We start from the raw sequence: 17,503 nt of genomic DNA on the forward strand, positions 1-17,503 counted from the left end.
ATGTCAATGTCGATCCCGTCGATCCCCTCGCCGCTTTCCCCGGCCTATCACGCCTGGGTGCGCCCGGTCGCACAGGCTTCGTTCTGGCTGTCACTGCTGCTGACGATCTACTTCGTGCTGCAGGGACTGGTGCTGTGGCCGCTGCAGAACCTCACGCTGTGGCACCTGGTGGAAAGCGAAGTGCAGCAACAGCAGCTGCACAGCCTGGTCTGGCTGCTGGCGCACCCGGTGGCCGCGTCAATGGTCGTCGCGCTGTTGTGCCTGGCCTCGACCGTGTCCAGCTGGGGCCTGCTGCGTGAACGTCGCTGGGGCCTGTGGAGCTTCGTGGTACTGCTGCTGCTGAGTGCCCTGACCAACTTCGCAGCCGCCTGGTGGCTGGACCTGTTCATGGGCGACTTCATTCCGCTGCTGGCCGATGACCCGGCCCTGCTGCAGGAGCTGCAGCTGAAACGCTGGCTGATCACGCTGACCGTGGTCGGCATGTCGTTCGTGCTTCTCGGCCTGCAGGGCTGGCTGGCCTGGCGACTGCTGCGCCCCGACGTGCGCGCGCGCTTCCACTGAGCCATACCCCTTTCCCGCGCGACAAGGGCCGTCGCATGCGCTTGCTGACCCTGCTCCCCGCACTGCTGCTGTTCGCCGCGCTGCCTGCGTTCGCCGACGCGTTGCGATGTGGCGAGTATCGCAGCACCGATGGCGGCATGGCGCTGGTGTTCGAATCATCGACTACCGGTTATCGCGCTCTCGATGGTCAGGAACGCGCGCCTCTGCGCATCGACCGCGGCCCGACACAGCCACGCCTGCTGCTGCTTGATGACGGCGTGGCGCAACCCCTGCACGTCAGCGACGACGGACGCACCGTAGACGACGGGGTGGTGAGCTACACATTGCACACTGCGCAGGCCTGCGCGGCATCGCCAACGCCTGCGCACGGCAGTTGCCAGGCGGCGGGCAGCGACTGCTTCGCACGCTTGCCTGGCGCGCCCTTGGCGCAGCTGCAACGCGCCTGCGATGAAGGCGTGGGGGCGGCCTGCTCGGCGCTGCTGCAGCGGACGCGCGAAGGTGCGCGCGACGCGACCGGGCAGGTGGACGAAGGCCTGCAGCGTGCTGCAGCGGATGACGCTGCCGCTCTGCCCACCACAGCACGCGCGTGGCTCCAGAAGCTCTGCCTGCAGCAGCGCGGCGGCCGCTTCTGCACCCAGGTTGCCGAGCAGCAGTTGATTGCGCTGGACCCGGCGTTGGCGGTGCAGGCCCTGCAGGTGGTCTGCGAAGGCGGCCGCGTCAGCGCCTGTGAGCGCATCGCGCCGCTGCGTGGCCTTGGCGCTGACCTGCGCCTGGTTCCACTCCAGCACGTACCGTGCGGTCGCTACCGCGCTGACGTGAACAGCACGCTCGAGATCGGCGACGGCACCCGTGCCCACCTGCGTGACGGCGCCGTGCAACTGCAGCAGGACGGCGAAACCCTTGTGCTGCGTCAGCTTGGCAATGGCGATCTGCTCGGCATGGATGCCCGCACCGGCTACCAGCGTTACCAGCGCGTGCCGGGCACGGCACAATGCACGTCCCCGCGCGAGGGCCGTGGTTCGCCGTAGCACTTTGCGTTTTTCGTTCGATCGTCAAGGAGACGACATGCTTTCACCCGCACCGTGCCGCCACTGGCTGACCTGGGCATTGCTGCTGGCTGCGCCGATGGCCGCCGCGCAATCACCGCAGTGCGGCCTGTTCAAGGCCGAAGAAGGCAGCGGCACGCTGCGCGTCCAATCAGCCAACCGCGGCGAGCAAGCGTTCTTCGGCAGCGCACCATCTCCAGTCGTTTTTCAGCAGATCGATGGGAAGCTGCAGCTGGTGAATCTGGAATACGGTGCGGTTCGCGAATTGCGGATACGCGATCGCGGCCGCACTGTCGAGATGAGTGACACGATCTTTAGATTGCAGGTACCGGCAGTGTGCGCAGCTGCAGCCGCGCCGACGGAGGGAAGCTGCCTAGCCGATGCGGCGGCCTGCCTGGACAATCGTCACGAGGCGACGCCGGCCGCACTGGAAGCAGCGTGTCGCGAGGGTGTGCCCGGCCTGTGTCTTGAGTTGGCCGATCGTTGGCATGACGACGCAAGGGCGCCGGCCGAGACCCGGGCATCCGAACAGAAAGCAGTCGTCGATAGGGCGCTGGCCGGCATCGAGCTGCCCGCCCCGTGCCGCGAGGATGGCTTCAACAACGGGACGCCCGCCTGTATGGCTGCACTGGAAGCCGATAAAGCGCTGCAGGAAAAGGTCATCAGGGCCGTGATGGGTGCGGCGATGCTTGAGACGATGAGCTCGCTGGCATCCACATACGCACCCGTAGTGGTTCCATCCGGACGGCGCATGCAGTTGCTGCAATTTTGCCAGCAGATGCCCTCTGACCGCTTCTGCAAGCGCGTGGCTGAACTGGCCTGGGACTCGGGCGACCACCTGCAAGCAGTGCGGGCACTGGCCCTGTCCTGCGCAACGGGCGGTGAAGGCGGCGACTGCGCCCGCCTGCCCGGCTTGCAGGCAGTGGGCCCAGCGTTGAGGCCACAACCGGCAACGGTGCTGCCGTGCGGCAGCTTCCATTCCGATGGCAGCTTCATGAATACGTTGACGTTCGGCGATGCAGGCCTGGTCGGCAACGGCGGGAACAGCCAGCTGCGTGCGCGGATCGAAGACGGCGACATCCGCATTCGTCACGACAAGGGCGGCGACTTCGTGCTGCGCCCGTTGCCGGGTGGCAAGCTCCTGGGCCTGGACAACTGGACCCGCTACAAGGTGTTCACCGCCACCGACGAAGGCCCTTCCAACTGCAGCGCGCCGAAGCAGTACACGGTGCTGCCGCTACCGGAGGACTGCCCGCAGGCACTGGCCGATGGAGGTGCCAATGCGTGCTGCGCACAGGGCAGTCTGCAGGGCTGCCATGTGCTCGGAAACCGCCTCGCGTTGTCCGAGCAGTGGCCGCAGGCGGCTGCCCACTTCACCACCGTGTGCCGCGCGGGCGTGCGCGAGGGCTGCGAGAATCTGGTCACCGCCCACGGAGAAAGCCCCGAGGTGGATGCCCGTGCCACGCTGGAACAGCTCTGCAACGCCGATGGCAGTGGCCACCACGTCGCCTGCGACGTGCTGGAAACCGGCAACTGGAGAGCACTGGAACTGGGCCGCGCCCTGCAGAAGGCCATGGAAGATGCGGCGGAAGGGGGCATCCCGCCGCGCAACTCCAACCGCAAGCGCTGAGCCGGCCAGGGCCTGTCCGCAGCTTCGGGCGGGCCCTGCGGTAAAGTACGCGCCATGAACGAATTCGAGCGCGTGCGCGCCTACCTCACCGACCTGCAGGACCGCATCTGTGCGGCGATCGAGGCCGCCGATGGCCAGGCCCGCTTCCAGGAAGACCTGTGGCAGCGTGCGGAGGGCGGTGGCGGGCGTACCCGCGTGCTGCGCGACGGTGCGGTGTTCGAGCAGGCCGGCATCGGCTTCTCCGACGTGGCTGGCAGCCGCCTGCCGCCGTCGGCCTCGGCCAACCGCCCGGAACTGGCGGGCGCCTCCTGGCGTGCTACCGGCGTGTCGCTGGTGTTCCACCCGCTCAACCCGTACGTGCCGACCACCCATGCCAACGTGCGCTTCTTCCAGGCGCAGCGCGACGGTGAAGTGGTGGCCAGCTGGTTCGGCGGTGGCTTCGACCTGACCCCGTTCTATCCCTTCGACGAGGACGTGCAGCACTGGCACCAGGTGGCCCATGACCTGTGCGCGCCGTTCGGCGAGGAACGCTATGCCGCGCACAAGCGCTGGTGTGATGAGTACTTCTTCCTGCGCCACCGCAACGAAACGCGCGGCGTCGGTGGCCTGTTCTTCGACGACCTGCACGGCGACTTCGAGCGCGATTTCGATTATCTGCGCGCGGTCGGCGATGGCTTCCTCGACGCCTACCTGCCGATCGTGCAGCAGCGCAAGGACACACCCCATGGCGAACGCGAACGCGAGTTCCAGCTGTACCGCCGCGGCCGCTACGTGGAGTTCAACCTGGTCTACGACCGCGGCACCCTGTTCGGGCTGCAGAGCGGTGGCCGCAGCGAGAGCATCCTGATGAGCCTGCCGCCCCGGGTGCGCTGGGAGTACGGCTTCACCCCGGAAGCGGGTAGCGCCGAGGCACGCCTGGCCGATTACCTGGTGCCGCGCGACTGGCTCTGATGGATGTCGTCGCGCTGGGCAAGGGCCTGGTGGGCACGCGTAGGCGGTGAAGGGCGGCCGAGCCTGGGCCCGGCGCTACAAGATCAGCTGTGCTTCCGCGCGATGATCGTGATGTGCCCGGTCGTCTCCAGCAGCGCGACCTGCACGTCTTCGATCCTCAGCCCGCCCTGCTGGCGCAGCGCGGCGTCGAAATCGGCCGGGCTGATCAGTTCGCGGCGGAGAACACCCTCCAGCAGCCGGCCATCACGCGCGATCACGGTGGGCTCTCCTTCGATCATCCGCTCCATGCGGCGATTCCGGGTGGTCAGCCAGCCCACCCCGTAATTCAGCACGATCAGGGTGGCCGCCAGCAGCAGGCCTCCGCCCAGCGAGGTGTCCGTGCCAAGCAGCGCGTTTTGTACCGCGTTGCCCAGCAACACGATCAGCAGCACGTCGAAGGCCGTGATCTGTCCCAGAGCCCGCTTGCCACCGAGCCGGACCATGCCCAGCACCACGACATACACCACCACCGCGCGCAGGATGAACTCCCACCACGGCATGGCCAGAGCGAACAGGTCGGGCATTGTCTTCCCCTGCGGAGCGGTGGCCCAGCGTGGCGCAGGCCATGGCGTCTGGCAACGGCACAAATAAAAAGCCCCGCTGACCAGGGGGAGGTCAACGGGGCCGGGGAACGGGCACTTGGGGAGGAGTCCCCGTTCCGAGATCTGCTCCAGGGGATGGGAGAGATCCACAACAGGCGTTGCGCCTGTCGAGAGTTATAGAAGCACTCCGAACACTAACGGTTCGTGAAGGGGCCCAATTTAATGAACCTCCATCAGGGCAACATTCATGATTGAGTCAGAAACCTCTGACGAATGAACGAATTCACGTCGTTTTCGGCCTGAAACACCCTCAGTGTGCTTCGTCCCAGTTGTTGCCGATGCCGGTATCGACCACCAGCGGCACCCGCAGTTTGGCCGCTTGCGACATGCGCTCGACCACCTGCAAACGCAACTCCTCGACGAAACTGCTTTCGGTTTCGAACACCAGTTCATCGTGCACCTGCAGGATCATCCGTGCCGGTGCACCGCTGTCACGCAGCCACTGGTCCACGTCCACCATCGCGCGCTTGATGATGTCTGCGGCGGTGCCCTGCATCGGCGCGTTGATCGCGGCGCGCTCGGCACCGGCGCGCAGGCCCTGGTTACGTGCATGAATGTCGTTCAGGTACAGGCGGCGGCCGAACAGGGTTTCCACATAGCCCTGGTCGCGGGCCTGCTGGCGCATCCGCTCCATGAAATCACGCACGCCCGGGTAGCGGCTGAAGTACAGCGCCACGTAGTCCTGCGCCTGGCCACGGTCGATGCCCAGGTTGCGCGCCAGGCCGAAGGCGCTCATGCCGTACATCAGGCCGAAGTTGATCGCCTTGGCCGCGCGGCGCTCGTTCGGGGTCACTTCCTCCAGCGTGCGCCCGAACACCTCGGCGGCGGTGGCGCGGTGCACGTCGGCGCCCTGCTCGAAGGCACGCACCAGGCCCGGGTCCTCGGACAGGTGGGCCATGATCCGCAGCTCGATCTGCGAATAGTCGGCCGCCAGCAGCTGGAAGCCCTCCGGGGCGATGAACGCGCGGCGGATGCGGCGGCCATCCTCGGTGCGGATCGGGATGTTCTGCAGGTTCGGGTCCGACGAGGACAGGCGGCCGGTGGCGGCACCGGACTGGTGGTAGCTGGTATGCACTCGGCCGGTGTCCGGGTTGACCATCTCCGGCAGCTTGTCGGTGTAGGTGCTGCGCAGCTTGGCCAGGCCCCGGTAGTCCAGGATCACTCGCGGCAGCTCGTGCTGGTCGGCGATCGCCTCCAGCGCCTCTTCATTGGTGCTGGGCTGGCCCTTCGGGGTCTTCACCACCGCCGGCAGCTTCAGCTCATCGAACAGCACCGCCTGCAGCTGCTTGGGCGAATCCAGGTTGAAGCTGCGGCCGGCCAGCTCGGTGGCCTTCTGCTGCGCGGCCAGCATGCGCGAGGACAGGTCCTGGCTCTGCCGGCGCAGTTCGTCGGTGTCGATCCGCACGCCGTTGGCTTCGATGCTCGTCAGCACCGGCACCAGCGGCATCTCGATGTCGCGGTACACGCTGTCCAGCGCCGGTTCGGCCAGCAGCTGCGGCTGCAGCGCGCGGTGCAGGCGCAGGGTGATGTCGGCGTCCTCGGCCGCATAGCGGCTGGCTTCGTCGATGCCCACCTGCGAGAACGGAATCTGCTTGGCGCCCTTGCCGGCCACATCCTCGAACTTGATGGTGTTGTAGCCCAGGTAACGCAGGGCCAGCGAATCCATGTCGTGGCGGGTGGCGGTGGAATTGAGCACGAAGCTCTCGAGCATGGTGTCGTCGTGGTAGCCCTGCACCTCCACGCCGTGGCGGCGCAGCACATGCAGGTCGTACTTGCCATGCTGGCCCAGCTTCTTCTTCGCCGGGTCCTGCAGCACCGGGCGCAGTGCGTCCAGCACCTGCTGCATCGGCAGCTGCGCCGGCGCGCCCGGGTAATCGTGGCCGACCGGAATATAGGCGGCCTTGCCCGGCTCGACCGCCAGGCTGATGCCCACCAGGCGTGCACGCATCGCGTCCAGTGCATCGGTTTCGGTATCGAAACTGATCAGGTCCGCCTGCTGCAGGCGCTCGACCCAGGCCTGCAGCTGCTCGGCGGTCAGCACGGTCTCGTATTCACCCGGCGCGGCCAGGGCCGGATCCAGCGTGCCCGCTGCCGGTGCCTCGGCGCTGCCCCGGGCGAAGCCAGCGGCGGTGCCACGCAGGCTCGGCGTTGCTTCGCTGGCGGCCGTCGGCGCCGGCAGCGGTGCACCCAGCTCCTTCAGCGCCTGGGTGAAGCCATAGCGCGCATACAGCTCGGTCAGCGCCGGCACGTCCTGCTCGCGCAGGGCCAGCGTGGTCGGGCTGGCGTCCAGCTCCACGTCGGTGCGGATGGTCACCAGCTCGCGGTTCAGCGGCAGGCGCTCCAGCGCGGCGCGCAGGTTTTCGCCGATCTTGCCCTTCATGGTCGGCGCGGCCGCCATCACCCCATCCAGGTGCTGGTACTCGGCCAGCCACTTGGCGGCGGTCTTCGGCCCGCATTTCTCCACGCCCGGCACGTTGTCGACGGTGTCGCCCATCAGCGCCAGCAGGTCGATGATCTGGTCGGCGCGCACGCCGAACTTGTCCATCACCGCCGCATCCGAATCCATGCGGCTGCCGGTCATGGTGTTGACCAGTTCAATGCCCGGGCGCACCAGCTGGGCGAAGTCCTTGTCGCCGGTGGAAATGGTCACCTTCAGGTCCTGCGCCAGGCCCTGCAGCGCCAGCGTGCCGATCACATCGTCGGCCTCCACGCCGGGAATGCGCAGGATGCTGATGCCCAGCGCCTCGACGATGCGGCACATCGGTTCGACCTGGCTGCGCAGCTCATCGGGCATCGGCGGGCGGTTGGCCTTGTACTGCTCGTACAGGTCGTCGCGGAAGGTCTTGCCGGGCGCATCGACCACGAACGCCACGTAGGCCGGGCGCTCCTTCAGCGTCGAGCGCAGCATGTTGACCACGCCGAACAGCGCGCCGGTGGGTTCGCCCTGTGCATTGGACAGGGGCGGCAGCGCGTGGAACGCGCGGTACAGGTAACTGGACCCGTCGATCAGGACTAATCTGCTCATGGGTCGATTCTACGCGCCCGTGCCTGCACTGCGACGACACGGCACAGCCGCGGCGATGGGGCATAATCAAGGCTCTTTCCAGGCAAAGGCCCCCGCCGATGAAGACCCTGATGCTGGCTTCCCTGCTCCTGCTCGCTGGCTGCGCCAGCATGGGTGGCGCGGGCGCTCCCCCGGTGGACGTCAAGGGCGCGGATGTGTCCAAGCGCACCATGGACAACGGCGATGTCATCGAGGAATACCGCGTGTCCGGCCAGCTGCGCATGGTCAAGGTGACCCCGTCGCGCGGTGCCCCGTTCTATATGTACGACAAGAACGGCGATGGCCGTTTCGACAACGACAAGGACGGCGTGTCGCCGGTGTACTGGAAGCTGTACAGCTGGTGATGTGACCGGGGTCGGATCCCTGCGCTTCAGTAGATCCACGCCATGCGTGGATGGGCCCCTGCCGGCCCCTACAAAAGATGACGCCGGCGCGCATCCTGCGGCCGGCGTCGGGTCCCGGGAACGCTTGTATCAGCGGATGACCAGCACCGGCAGTGTGCTGCGTGCCAGCACCTCGGCAGTCTGGCTGCCCAGCAGCACGCGGGTCACGCCACGGCGGCCATGCGAGGTCATCACGATCAGGTCGCTGTTGCGCTCGCCCGCCGTCTCGATGATGCCGTCGGCGGCGTAGCGGTCCAGCACGTGCACCGGGTTGGCGGTAATGCCCTGCTCGGCCGCCTTGGCCAGCGCCGGCTGCAGCACCTTCTGCGCGCCTTCCTCGCGGTCGGCCTTGTATTCAGGGCTGTTCATGTAGCCCACGCTCCAGCCCATGGCATCGTACATGCCGACGGCCCACGGCTCGGAAACGGTCACGATATCGACCTCGGCGTTGAGGTCCTTGGCCAGCTCCAGACCCTTGGCCAGGCCCTTGTCGGCCAGCTCGGATCCGTCGGTGGCAATCAGGATGCGCTTGTACATGGTGGGGCTCCGTGGCGGTCTGCCAGATGGGAACAACACCATTGCACACCGGATGTGCAGGGCGCGCCTTGAGCAGAATCAATCCGGCGCCGCGCATTGGCGTGTGCGCACCGCCCGCTTGCACGCACCGGTCGGGCGGCGCATGCTCGGCGGGCGGCGCACTGCCGCACCCAAGGACGACCGACATGCAGGACAACAAGCCGCCCGTCTGGAGTTCCCAGAAGTCCATCATGGTCGCCGCGATCATCGCCTTGGCGGTGCTGTTCGGCGGCTACCAGATCGGCAAGGACATGGCGCTGCGCGACAACGCCCGGCAGTCAGCCGGCCGATAACCTGCTGCCGTAGAGTCGAGCTTGCTCGACTCTACAGCGCCCCCACCTTCAGGCGATCTGCACCACGCGTGCGTTCTGGCACAGCGGGTAGCTGGCCACGAATCCGGCAATCGCATCACGCATCGCTTCGAACGATTCGCCGTACATGTACAGCGCGGTCTCGGTCGGGCCCTGCCACCAGCTGCAGATCTCGCCCAGGCCGTCGATGTTCTCCGACAGCTGCTCGAATACGTGGTTGGAATCGCACTGTTCGTAGACCTCGTCCGGCAGGTTCAGGCCATCCAGGTAGATGCCCAGGCCTTCGGTCACGCCGAAGCTGCGGTCAGCCTGGCCTGCGCCCTGCAGCTGCGAACCCTTCGGCGCACCCAGCTGCTCCAGCAGATCGATCAGCTTCGGCACGCCGGCCGCATCGATCAGCGCTACTTCGATATCGCCGTACTCGACCTCACCCAGGTCGGACATCGCGGTGCCACCACCAGTCAGCTCGCCCACCTGGGCCGCCTGCAGCAGCGCATCGAGCGGATCCTCGAACAGTTCGTGGCGATGCTCGGGCTGCAGCTTGGCGTTCAACTTCACGGTGACGTGCAGCGTGGGTTCGGTCATCGGGGCGTTCCTGGAAGATGTCAGGCCCCATTGTAGAGTCGAGCTTGCTCGACTGCTTCTAGCGCGGCACAAGGCAGTCGAGCAAGCTTGTATGTTCCTCCCGGCTCCTACGAGGTATGTAGGAGCCAGGGTGGAGGGACCGTCAAGCATGCATCTGCGGATACTAGCCGACAGACGAGTCGAGCGATCCCCATCCCGCACACGAACGTCGATAAAGGATCGTACGGCCCCCAAAGGGGATCGTCGATGTAGGCAAGCTAACGTCGGTGCGGTACCACCCCAGCCCCTTAAAGATAGCTGGGAGCCGTACAAATGTCTGATTCTCTCGATATTGGCGTGGACGTGGACTCCAAGGAGTTCGTACCGGCAGTGGCCGACCGCAAGGCCGGCGACAGGATCGCCAACACCCGGGCCGGCATAGCCCAGTGGCTCAACACCTTGCCCCAGCGATGCCGGATTGGCATGGAGGCGACGGGGCGGTACTACGAGTTGTTGGCTCGGATGGCTGGCCAGGCAGGCCACGTTGTCTATGTGATCAATCCACGTCTGATCAAGCACTACGGCCGGGCGACGGGCTCGCGTGGCAAGACGGACGCCATGGACGCCGAAGCGATCGCCCGGTACGTGAAGAAGGAGAACGATCGCCTGCGTGAATACGTACCGCGTACCGATGAGCAGCAGCAGATGCACGCTTTGCTGCGCAAGCGGCAGACGCTGGTAAAGACACGCGCGCCTGGAGCAATCCTTCGGGGTAAGCAAAAGTGCCCCCGGGGAGCTGTCAGATCTGTTCTGCGCTCTGGCTGGGACGCTGTCCGAGCTGGAAAGCGAACTGCAGCGCTTGGGTCGCGATGGAGAGCATGGCGCGCTCTACAAGCGCCTGTTGACCATCCCTGGTATCGGCCCTGCCGTCGCCGCTCACCTGTTTACTACATGACGCGCTGGCCGTTGGCCAACGCCAACGCGTGGATCGCCTGCACGGGCCTGGATCCCCGGCCCAACGAGTCTGGCGGCAGAACGGGACGGCGTCGGCTGTCCAAACAGGGCGCGCCAGTGCTGCGCCAGATGCTCTACATGGCCGCAATGGGACTCAAGCGGTGTCGCCAGGGGCAACCGCTCTACGACGAGCTGTCAAAACGCGGTCACCCCAGCACCGCCGTCTTCAACATCCTGGCCAGAAAGCTGGCCAGGATCGCCTGGGGTGTCTTCAAAAGCGGCCGGGACTTCGATCCGGCCATGCTGAAGGTGGGTCAAGCCTGCTTCCAGGCTTGACCACGAACATAGGATCTCGACTCTACGGGGGTTCGATGCGATCAGCGCAGAAACGGCGCCACCTTGCGCTTCAGCAACTCCACCAGCACCGGGTCCATGTAGTCGTAGTCGTCGGGGATATCCAGACAGATCACCCGCTTGCCGTTCAGCCATGCCTTGTAACGGCTGGACAGACGGTTGCGGTGCGCCTTCTCCATCACGAACACCAGGTCGGCCCACTGCAGCAACTCGGGGCTGAGTACTTCCTCGGCGTCGGCCAGCAACCCGGCTGAGGCGGTCTCGATGCCCGGCCAATCGGCAAATACCTGCTCGGCGGTGGGGCTGCGCAGGCGGTTCTGGCTGCAGAGGAAGAGCACGTTGCGGGTCATGGATACTCGCTTTTGTAGAGTCGAGCCGTGCTCGACTGACTTTTCCCGCTGCAAGCAGCCGAGCATGGCTATGCCGGTCGTCCTGACCGGCACCCTTCGGGCCGTCGCAAGCGACGTTGGCAGCGGCTCCTGCCGCTACCTTCGGCTCTACAGGAATTCCCGCCCCCCGACAGTGATCAGATCACCGTCAGGTTGGCATACGCCATCACCAGCCACTTGCTGCCGGCATCGGCGAACTCGACCTGCACGCGGGCGTGGGCGCCGTTGCCTTCGTAGTCGGTCACCATGCCTTCGCCGAACTTGGGATGGGTGACCAGCGCGCCGAGCTTCAGCGGCGGCGCCTCGATCGAGGCATGGCCCATCACCCGGCTGGCGCCCATCGAGGCCGGCCGCGAGACCTGCACCTTCGGCCGCACTTCGTGCAGCAGCTCGCGGGGAATCTCGCGCAGGAAGCGCGACGGCAGGCTGTAGTTGTCCTGGCCGTGGATGCGGCGCGATTCGGCGTAGCTCAGCACCAGTTTCTGGCGCGCGGGTGATGCCGACGTAGGCCAGGCGGCGCTCTTCTTCCAGCCGCCCGCTTTCCTCCAGCGAACGTGCGCTGGGGAACAGGCCTTCTTCCAGGCCGGCCAGGAACACCAGCGGAAACTCCAGGCCTTTGGCCGAGTGCAGGGTCATCAGCTGCACGCCGTCCTCGCCCGCCTGCGCCTGGCCCTCGCCAGCCTCCAGCGCGGCATAGGCCAGGAACGCGACCAGCTCGTCCATGTTCTCGCCCACTTCCTCGATGTCGTCGGCGCGGCGCACGAAGCGCGAGGCCACCGAGACCAGTTCGTCGAGGTTGTCGGTGCGCGATTCCGAGTCCAGCGCGTTGCGGCTTTCCTTGCTCCAGTGCTCGCGCAGCTGCGAGCGGGCCAGCACGTGGTCCACGCGCTCGGCCAGGGTCATGTGCACGGTCTGCGCCTGCAGCTCGTTGACCAGCACCAGGAAGCCGGCCAGCGCATTGCGCGCACGCGCGGCCAGCGCGCTGCCCTGGGTGACCAGCATGGTCGCTTCCCACAGCGAAATACCCTGCGCGCGCGCCTCGCGGCGCACTTCGTCCAGCGTGCGGTCGCCGATGCCACGCGTCGGCGTATTGACCGCGCGCTCGAACGCCGCGTCGTCGTTGCGGTTGGACAGCAGGCGCAGGTAGGCCAGCGCGTCCTTGATTTCGGCACGCTCGAAGAAGCGCATGCCGCCGTACACGCGGTACGGCACCTGTTCGCTCAGCAGCGCTTCTTCCAGCGCGCGACTGCGCATTGCTGCGGTAGAGCACGGCCACTTCGGTATAGCTTCCACCGTCACGCACCCACTGGCGCGCGCTCGACGATGTAGCGTGCCTCGTCCATCTCGTTGTAGGCGGCGTACAGGTCGATCGGCTCACCGTCGCCACTGTCGGTCCACAGCTGCTTGCCGATGCGGTCGGGGTTGTGCGCGATCACCGCATTGGCGGCGCCGAGGATGTTGGCGGTGGAGCGGTAGTTCTGTTCCAGGCGGATGGTCTGCGCACCCGGGAAGTCGCGCAGGAAGCCCTGCACGTTCTCGACCTTGGCACCGCGCCAGCCGTAGATGGCCTGGTCATCGTCGCCGACCACGAACACGTGGCCGGAATCGCCGGCCAGCACGCGCACGAAGGCGTACTGGATGGCGTTGGTGTCCTGGAACTCGTCCACCAGGATCTCGCGGAAGCGGGCGCGGTAGTGCGCCAGCAGGGCCGGGTTGTCGCGCAGCAGTTCGTGCGCGCGCAGCAGCAGCTCGGCGAAGTCGACCAGGCCGGCGCGGTCGCAGCGTGCCTGGTACTCGATATAGGCCTGGCGCATGGTTTCCAGCCACGCATCATGCGGCTCGGGCTGGATGTGCTGCGGGCGGCGGCCTTCGTCCTTCTGCGCGTTGATCCACCACGCGATCTGCTTGGCCGGGTACTTGCCGTCGTCCAGTTCCAGCGCCTGCACCACGCGCTTGACCAGCCGCAGCTGGTCGTCCGAATCCATCACCTGGAAGCCTTCCGGCAGCTTCGCATCCTGCCAGTGCAGGCGCAGCAGGCGGTTGGCCAGGCCGTGGAAGGTGCCGATCCACATGCCACGGCTGCCATTGGGCAGCTGTGCGTCGATGCGGTGGCGCATTTCGCCGGCCGCCTTGTTGGTGAAGGTCACCGCGAAAATGCCGTGGGTCGGCACGCCATCGACTTCATGCAGCCAGGCGATGCGGTGGGTGAGTACGCGGGTCTTGCCGGAACCGGCACCGGCCAGCACCAGGTGGTGGCCGGGGGGAGCGGAGACGGCTTCGCGCTGGGCCGGGTTCAGGCCATCAAGCAGGTGGGAGACATCCATGCCCCCATTTTACGGCATCGCCGTCGCGGCTCCTGCGACCACCTGGGTTGCTAGTGCCTGCGCCTGCTGACGCAGTTCAGGCACCGCCAGGCTTTCCCACAGGCTGCCGATGCGCAGGCTGCCGAGCACGCCCAGCCGTGCCTGCGGCTGGCCACCGGCGGCACGCAGGCGGTCGCCCGGGACCGTGCTGTCCAGGCCCAGCCCATGTGGGCCGGGGCGCACCATGCCATCGGCCTGCAGCTGTTGCAGCACCGGATTGCGCAGTGCGCTGGCGCGGGTCTCCACGCCGGTGGCGTTGATCACCCCGCCGATCATCCACTGCTGTTCATTGCCCGAGGCATCGCGGCCCGACAGCTGCAGTGAATCGCCGTCGCGCCAGACGCGTTGCAGGCGGGACCGGTGGATACGCAGCTGGCCGCTGTCCTGCAGCGCCTGCAACTGCGCATCCACTTCTTCGGCGATGCGGTGGCGATGCACGTCCCAATAGCGCACCACATGGCGCAGGAAGCGACGCTGGTCGGCCTCTTCGAGGCTGCACCACAGCGCCTGCCCGTGCGGACGGATGCGGTCCATCACGCCCTGCCACGGCAGGCCGTCGGCCTGTGACTGGCGTGCGAAGCCACGCAATGCGCGCAGGCGCTGGCGCAGGTTCATCGGCAGCAGCGTGGCCGGGTCGAACGTGGGCAGGCCACCATGCGCGTGCGGCAACGGCAGCAGGCCATGGCGCGAGATCACGTGCAGCGGTCCGGTGTGGCCGGCGGCGACCAGCGCCAGCACGGTGTCGGCCATGCTCAGGCCGGAGCCGACAATGGCTACAGCCTGTTCGCCGGCCAGGGTGCGTACGCCGTCGTAGTCCCAGGCCTCGATCACATCGTCGGCAGGCAGCGCATCGGCACCGGCCACCGGCAGCGGGCGCATGCTGTTGCCGGTGGCGAGCACCGCCTGCGCGGCGTGCAGCGTGTGGCCATCGCCGAGCGTCAGCTGGTAGCCGTGGTCATCCGGCTGCAGGCCCAGTACCGGCTGCGCGATCACCTGCAGCTGCGCCGGGCTGGCTGTGGCGGCGTCCTGCAGGCGCTGCTGCAGGTAGGCGGCGAAATAGTGGCGGCACACGTAACGCTCGCCCAGCACCTCGCGCGCCTCGCCCGGGTAGGCATTGGCCGCCATCAGGTAGTCGAGGAAATCGCCGGGCTGGTCGGCAAACGCACTCATCTTCGCCGCCGGCACGTTCAGCAGATGCTCCGGCCACGGCGTGGCATAGGCGATGCCCTGCGCCAGCTGCGAGGCGGGTTCGAAAATGGCCAGCGCCAGCGGCGTGTGGGCCTGGCGCAATACCTGGATTGCCACCAGCACCCCGGCCGCACCACCACCGATGATTGCCAGGTCCAGTTCGCCATTACGCGGTGAATCAGTCATGTGCCGATTGTAGGCCATCGGCGATGACAGGCCGGATTGCCGAAGCGGGCGGCCGGCATTGCCTTACATCAACGCATCGGCCAGCCGTGCGATGCCCTCGCGGCTGCGCCGCCACGTGGGGCGGCTGCGCCACTGCTGCAGATCCAGCTGCCGCGACTCACGCAGATAACCATCCTCGATCTCGCACAACTGCTTCACCAGCGCGCGGTCGTAGCAGATCAGGCCGATTTCGGCATTCAGCGCGAACGAGCGGATATCCATGTTGATCGAGCCGAGCACGGCGATGTCCTCGTCCACGCTCATGTGCTTGGCGTGCAGGAACTGCGGTTCGTACAGGGCGATGCGCACGCCACAGCGCAGCAGCTCGTCGTAGTACGCCTCCTGCGCCCACGAGGTCAGCCGCTGGTTGTTGCTGGCCGACAGGATCAGCTGCACGTCCACGCCGGACAGCGCCGCGATGCGCAGCGCGCTCAGCGTGGCTTCGTCGGGCACGAAGTACGGGGTGACCATCACCAGCCGCCGCCGTGCGAGGTGGATCAGCGCCGCCACCGCGTCGCGTGCGTTGCTGTACGGGTAGGCCGGGCCGCTGGGCAGCAGCTGGGTGGCGATGTCGTCGCTGCATTCGGGTACATCGGCGATCACGTCCAGGCGCTGGCCGGTTTCCATGTACCAGTCGCTGGCGAACACCGCTTCCAGATGCGCCACCGCCGGGCCACGCACGCGCGCCACCAGCTCGCGGTTCGGGTGGCCGGGCACGAACTGCGGGCCCGCCAGGTTCTGCGAACCGACGTAGGCCACTTCGTTGTCGATCACCGCGATCTTGCGGTGGTTGCGCAGGTCCATGCGCCCGCTGCGGCGCCAGCGCAGGCCACCGGGCAGCATCGCGCGCACTTCGATGTCGCGCGCTTCCAGGCGCTTGCGATAGGCGCGCAGGCCGCGCTTGGCACCTACCGCGTCGAGCAGCACCCGGCACTGCACGCCACGCGCCGCTGCGCGCTGCAGCGCCTCGACCACCGCCTCCCCCACCGCGTCATCGAACATCAGGTAGTACAGCAGGTGCACGCGGTCTTCGGCCTGGTCGATGTCGGCGATCAGCGTGTGCAGCGATTCGTCGTAGTCGGTCAGCAGGTCCACCGCGTTGCCGTGCACCGGCATGAAGTCGCCCTGGCGCTGCACCAGCGGCACGATCTCGGCGCTGGCGGTGTCCGGCTGCGGGGCCCAGCGCAGGCGATGCTGCAGCGCCTGTTCCTCGCGGATGACCTGCGAGGCCTCGGCCTGGCGGCGGATGCGCTCGCGCGACAGCCACGGGTGGCCGAACAGCAGGTACAGCGGCAGGCCCAGCAGCGGCACGAAGCCGACCAGCAGCAGCCAGCTGCGCGCCGCCCCCGGCGTGGTGCGGGTGGGGATCCAGCACAGCGCGACCAGCCGGATCAGCCAGTCGATCAGCAGCAGGTAGGAACCCAGCAACCACTCGAACAGCATCGCGTCGCCCGTCGGGAGGTGATGGGCCATTCTGCCCAGCGGGGTGTGTAGAGTCGAGCCACGCTCGACTGCTTTGAAGCCGTGTGCCAACCAAGGTTTGTACCTACCGGGTGGGGGACAGCGTGTCGACCAAGGTCGACACCTACCGGGGGTGGGGACGGCGTGCCAACCAAGGTTGGCACCTACCGGGTGAAGGGACAGCGTGTCGACCAAGGTCGACACCTACCGGGGGCGGGACAAGTTGCCAACCAAGGTTGGCACCCACCATCTGGATGCCAGGCATGAAAAAACCCGCCACAAGGGCGGGTTTTTTCGCGGGGATCAGCAATCCTTGCGGATTACTTGATCTTGCCTTCCTTGTACGGGACGTGCTTACGCACGACCGGATCGTACTTGGAGAATTCCATCTTCCCCGGGGTGTTCTTCTTGTTCTTGTCGGTCGTGTAGAAGTGACCGGTACCAGCGGTCGAAATCATACGGACCTTATCGCGCTTGCCTGCCATGATCGTCTACTCCTCAGACCTTTTCGCCGCGCGCACGCAGCTCAGCCAGAACGGAATCGATGCCGTTCTTGTCGATGGTGCGCAGTGCATGCGCGGAAACACGAAGCTTCACCCAGCGGTTTTCGCTGGCAACCCAGAAGCGGCGCTCATGCAGATTCGGCAGGAAACGACGACGGGTCTTGTTGTTGGCGTGCGAGACGTTGTTACCCGTCTGCACTCGCTTGCCGGAAACCTGGCATACGCGGGACATTGCGCACCTCGATAGTAAGTTGTGTCAGCCCGTAGCCCGGGAGACGGCGGCCTCGATGGTTGCCCACCACACGTCAAGAGAATCAAAGGGTTACGCTGGCGTTGGGC

Annotated in this window: 17 protein-coding genes and 1 pseudogene; 8 read left to right on the plus strand and 10 right to left on the minus strand. The window is 66.7% G+C overall.

Going from position 1 to position 17,503, the window contains the following annotated elements:
* The 4 genes from ACZK2V_RS22535 to hemF are packed head-to-tail and all read left to right on the plus strand — an operon-like array spanning position 1 to position 4,188.
* Positions 1-561, plus strand: a complete 561-nt coding sequence (locus tag ACZK2V_RS22535) for a hypothetical protein (protein ID WP_071228603.1) — start codon at positions 1-3, stop codon at positions 559-561.
* 35 nt (positions 562-596) lie between these two features.
* Positions 597-1,589, plus strand: coding sequence for a hypothetical protein (locus tag ACZK2V_RS22540; RefSeq protein ID WP_071228604.1), 993 nt, complete (start codon positions 597-599; stop codon positions 1,587-1,589).
* Positions 1,590-1,626: 37 nt separating this feature from the next.
* Complete coding sequence (locus ACZK2V_RS22545; protein ID WP_071228605.1) at positions 1,627-3,237, plus strand: hypothetical protein; 1,611 nt, start codon at positions 1,627-1,629, stop codon at positions 3,235-3,237.
* Between the two features lie 54 nt (positions 3,238-3,291).
* Positions 3,292-4,188, plus strand: a complete 897-nt coding sequence (gene hemF / locus ACZK2V_RS22550; protein ID WP_486322840.1) for an oxygen-dependent coproporphyrinogen oxidase — start codon at positions 3,292-3,294, stop codon at positions 4,186-4,188.
* Positions 4,189-4,271: 83 nt separating this feature from the next.
* On the opposite strand, the gene ACZK2V_RS22555 is transcribed toward hemF, so the two are convergent.
* Together ACZK2V_RS22555 and polA are read right to left on the minus strand one after the other, a co-directional pair.
* Positions 4,272-4,751, minus strand: a complete 480-nt coding sequence (locus ACZK2V_RS22555) for a DUF421 domain-containing protein (RefSeq protein WP_486322841.1) — start codon at positions 4,749-4,751, stop codon at positions 4,272-4,274.
* Between the two features lie 328 nt (positions 4,752-5,079).
* On the minus strand, positions 5,080-7,854 hold the full coding sequence (polA, locus tag ACZK2V_RS22560; protein ID WP_486322842.1) for a DNA polymerase I: 2,775 nt from the start codon (positions 7,852-7,854) through the stop codon (positions 5,080-5,082).
* Between the two features lie 98 nt (positions 7,855-7,952).
* Here polA and ACZK2V_RS22565 point away from each other — a divergent pair, with 98 nt between their 5' ends.
* The gene (locus tag ACZK2V_RS22565) at positions 7,953-8,237 is read left to right on the plus strand and encodes a DUF2782 domain-containing protein (protein WP_005411628.1); all 285 of its coding nucleotides are present in this window, start codon (positions 7,953-7,955) and stop codon (positions 8,235-8,237) included.
* A 129-nt stretch (positions 8,238-8,366) separates the two neighbouring features.
* Here the strand turns inward: ACZK2V_RS22565 and ACZK2V_RS22570 are convergent, their stop codons facing one another.
* Entirely contained in the window at positions 8,367-8,813 is a 447-nt protein-coding gene (locus ACZK2V_RS22570) for a universal stress protein (protein ID WP_005411629.1), read from the minus strand.
* Positions 8,814-8,998: 185 nt separating this feature from the next.
* On the opposite strand from ACZK2V_RS22570, the gene ACZK2V_RS22575 reads away from it, so the two are divergent.
* Positions 8,999-9,145 (plus strand): hypothetical protein, encoded by a 147-nt coding sequence (locus tag ACZK2V_RS22575; protein ID WP_005411630.1) that lies wholly within the window; start codon positions 8,999-9,001, stop codon positions 9,143-9,145.
* Between the two features lie 48 nt (positions 9,146-9,193).
* Here the strand turns inward: ACZK2V_RS22575 and ACZK2V_RS22580 are convergent, their stop codons facing one another.
* Positions 9,194-9,748 carry a hypothetical protein gene (locus ACZK2V_RS22580; protein ID WP_279912258.1) on the minus strand — a complete coding sequence of 185 codons (555 nt, stop codon included), beginning with the start codon at positions 9,746-9,748 and terminating at the stop codon, positions 9,194-9,196.
* A gap of 369 nt (positions 9,749-10,117) precedes the next feature.
* Between ACZK2V_RS22580 and ACZK2V_RS22585 the strand changes: the two genes are divergently transcribed.
* The gene (locus ACZK2V_RS22585; protein WP_486322843.1) at positions 10,118-11,017 is read left to right on the plus strand and encodes an IS110 family transposase; all 900 of its coding nucleotides are present in this window, start codon (positions 10,118-10,120) and stop codon (positions 11,015-11,017) included.
* A gap of 41 nt (positions 11,018-11,058) precedes the next feature.
* Here the strand turns inward: ACZK2V_RS22585 and ACZK2V_RS22590 are convergent, their stop codons facing one another.
* From ACZK2V_RS22590 to cls, 4 genes and pseudogenes are all read right to left on the minus strand, one after another.
* Positions 11,059-11,385, minus strand: a complete 327-nt coding sequence (locus ACZK2V_RS22590) for a low molecular weight protein tyrosine phosphatase family protein (RefSeq protein WP_053498324.1) — start codon at positions 11,383-11,385, stop codon at positions 11,059-11,061.
* Between the two features lie 176 nt (positions 11,386-11,561).
* A pseudogene (gene uvrD, locus ACZK2V_RS22595) lies at positions 11,562-13,748 on the minus strand (DNA helicase II).
* Positions 13,749-13,757: 9 nt separating this feature from the next.
* Positions 13,758-15,179 carry an FAD/NAD(P)-binding protein gene (locus ACZK2V_RS22600; protein ID WP_486322844.1) on the minus strand — a complete coding sequence of 474 codons (1,422 nt, stop codon included), beginning with the start codon at positions 15,177-15,179 and terminating at the stop codon, positions 13,758-13,760.
* Positions 15,180-15,224: 45 nt separating this feature from the next.
* Complete coding sequence (cls, locus tag ACZK2V_RS22605) at positions 15,225-16,643, minus strand: cardiolipin synthase (protein WP_486323355.1); 1,419 nt, start codon at positions 16,641-16,643, stop codon at positions 15,225-15,227.
* A 202-nt stretch (positions 16,644-16,845) separates the two neighbouring features.
* On the opposite strand from cls, the gene ACZK2V_RS22610 reads away from it, so the two are divergent.
* The gene (locus ACZK2V_RS22610) at positions 16,846-16,989 is read left to right on the plus strand and encodes a hypothetical protein (protein ID WP_177179512.1); all 144 of its coding nucleotides are present in this window, start codon (positions 16,846-16,848) and stop codon (positions 16,987-16,989) included.
* On the opposite strand, the gene rpmG is transcribed toward ACZK2V_RS22610, so the two are convergent.
* Positions 16,982-17,149: a 50S ribosomal protein L33 gene (gene rpmG / locus ACZK2V_RS22615; RefSeq protein ID WP_170272460.1), complete on the minus strand. Its 168-nt coding sequence runs from the start codon at positions 17,147-17,149 to the stop codon at positions 16,982-16,984. The genes ACZK2V_RS22610 and rpmG overlap by 8 nt on opposite strands.
* 10 nt (positions 17,150-17,159) lie before the next feature.
* A complete protein-coding gene (rpmB, locus tag ACZK2V_RS22620) occupies positions 17,160-17,396 on the minus strand; it encodes a 50S ribosomal protein L28 (RefSeq protein WP_005411638.1) in 237 nt (78 codons plus the stop codon).
* Between the last annotated feature and the right edge of the window lie 107 nt (positions 17,397-17,503).

The sequence above is a fragment of the Stenotrophomonas sp. 93052_Sma genome, from assembly GCF_056481145.1.

What these genes read in the sequence shown, in the direction of transcription:
- cls (WP_486323355.1), bottom strand. Translation starts at nt 16,643, where the DNA reads ATGCTGTTCGAGTGGTTGCTGGGTTCCTACCTGCTGCTGATCGACTGG.
- ACZK2V_RS22555 (WP_486322841.1), bottom strand. Translation starts at nt 4,751, where the DNA reads ATGCCCGACCTGTTCGCTCTGGCCATGCCGTGGTGGGAGTTCATCCTG.
- ACZK2V_RS22570 (WP_005411629.1), bottom strand. Translation starts at nt 8,813, where the DNA reads ATGTACAAGCGCATCCTGATTGCCACCGACGGATCCGAGCTGGCCGAC.
- ACZK2V_RS22565 (WP_005411628.1), top strand. Translation starts at nt 7,953, where the DNA reads ATGAAGACCCTGATGCTGGCTTCCCTGCTCCTGCTCGCTGGCTGCGCC.
- ACZK2V_RS22590 (WP_053498324.1), bottom strand. Translation starts at nt 11,385, where the DNA reads ATGACCCGCAACGTGCTCTTCCTCTGCAGCCAGAACCGCCTGCGCAGC.
- ACZK2V_RS22545 (WP_071228605.1), top strand. Translation starts at nt 1,627, where the DNA reads ATGCTTTCACCCGCACCGTGCCGCCACTGGCTGACCTGGGCATTGCTG.
- ACZK2V_RS22540 (WP_071228604.1), top strand. Translation starts at nt 597, where the DNA reads ATGCGCTTGCTGACCCTGCTCCCCGCACTGCTGCTGTTCGCCGCGCTG.
- rpmB (WP_005411638.1), bottom strand. Translation starts at nt 17,396, where the DNA reads ATGTCCCGCGTATGCCAGGTTTCCGGCAAGCGAGTGCAGACGGGTAAC.
- hemF (WP_486322840.1), top strand. Translation starts at nt 3,292, where the DNA reads ATGAACGAATTCGAGCGCGTGCGCGCCTACCTCACCGACCTGCAGGAC.
- ACZK2V_RS22580 (WP_279912258.1), bottom strand. Translation starts at nt 9,748, where the DNA reads ATGACCGAACCCACGCTGCACGTCACCGTGAAGTTGAACGCCAAGCTG.
- polA (WP_486322842.1), bottom strand. Translation starts at nt 7,854, where the DNA reads ATGAGCAGATTAGTCCTGATCGACGGGTCCAGTTACCTGTACCGCGCG.
- ACZK2V_RS22600 (WP_486322844.1), bottom strand. Translation starts at nt 15,179, where the DNA reads ATGGCCTACAATCGGCACATGACTGATTCACCGCGTAATGGCGAACTG.
- ACZK2V_RS22575 (WP_005411630.1), top strand. Translation starts at nt 8,999, where the DNA reads ATGCAGGACAACAAGCCGCCCGTCTGGAGTTCCCAGAAGTCCATCATG.
- ACZK2V_RS22535 (WP_071228603.1), top strand. Translation starts at nt 1, where the DNA reads ATGTCAATGTCGATCCCGTCGATCCCCTCGCCGCTTTCCCCGGCCTAT.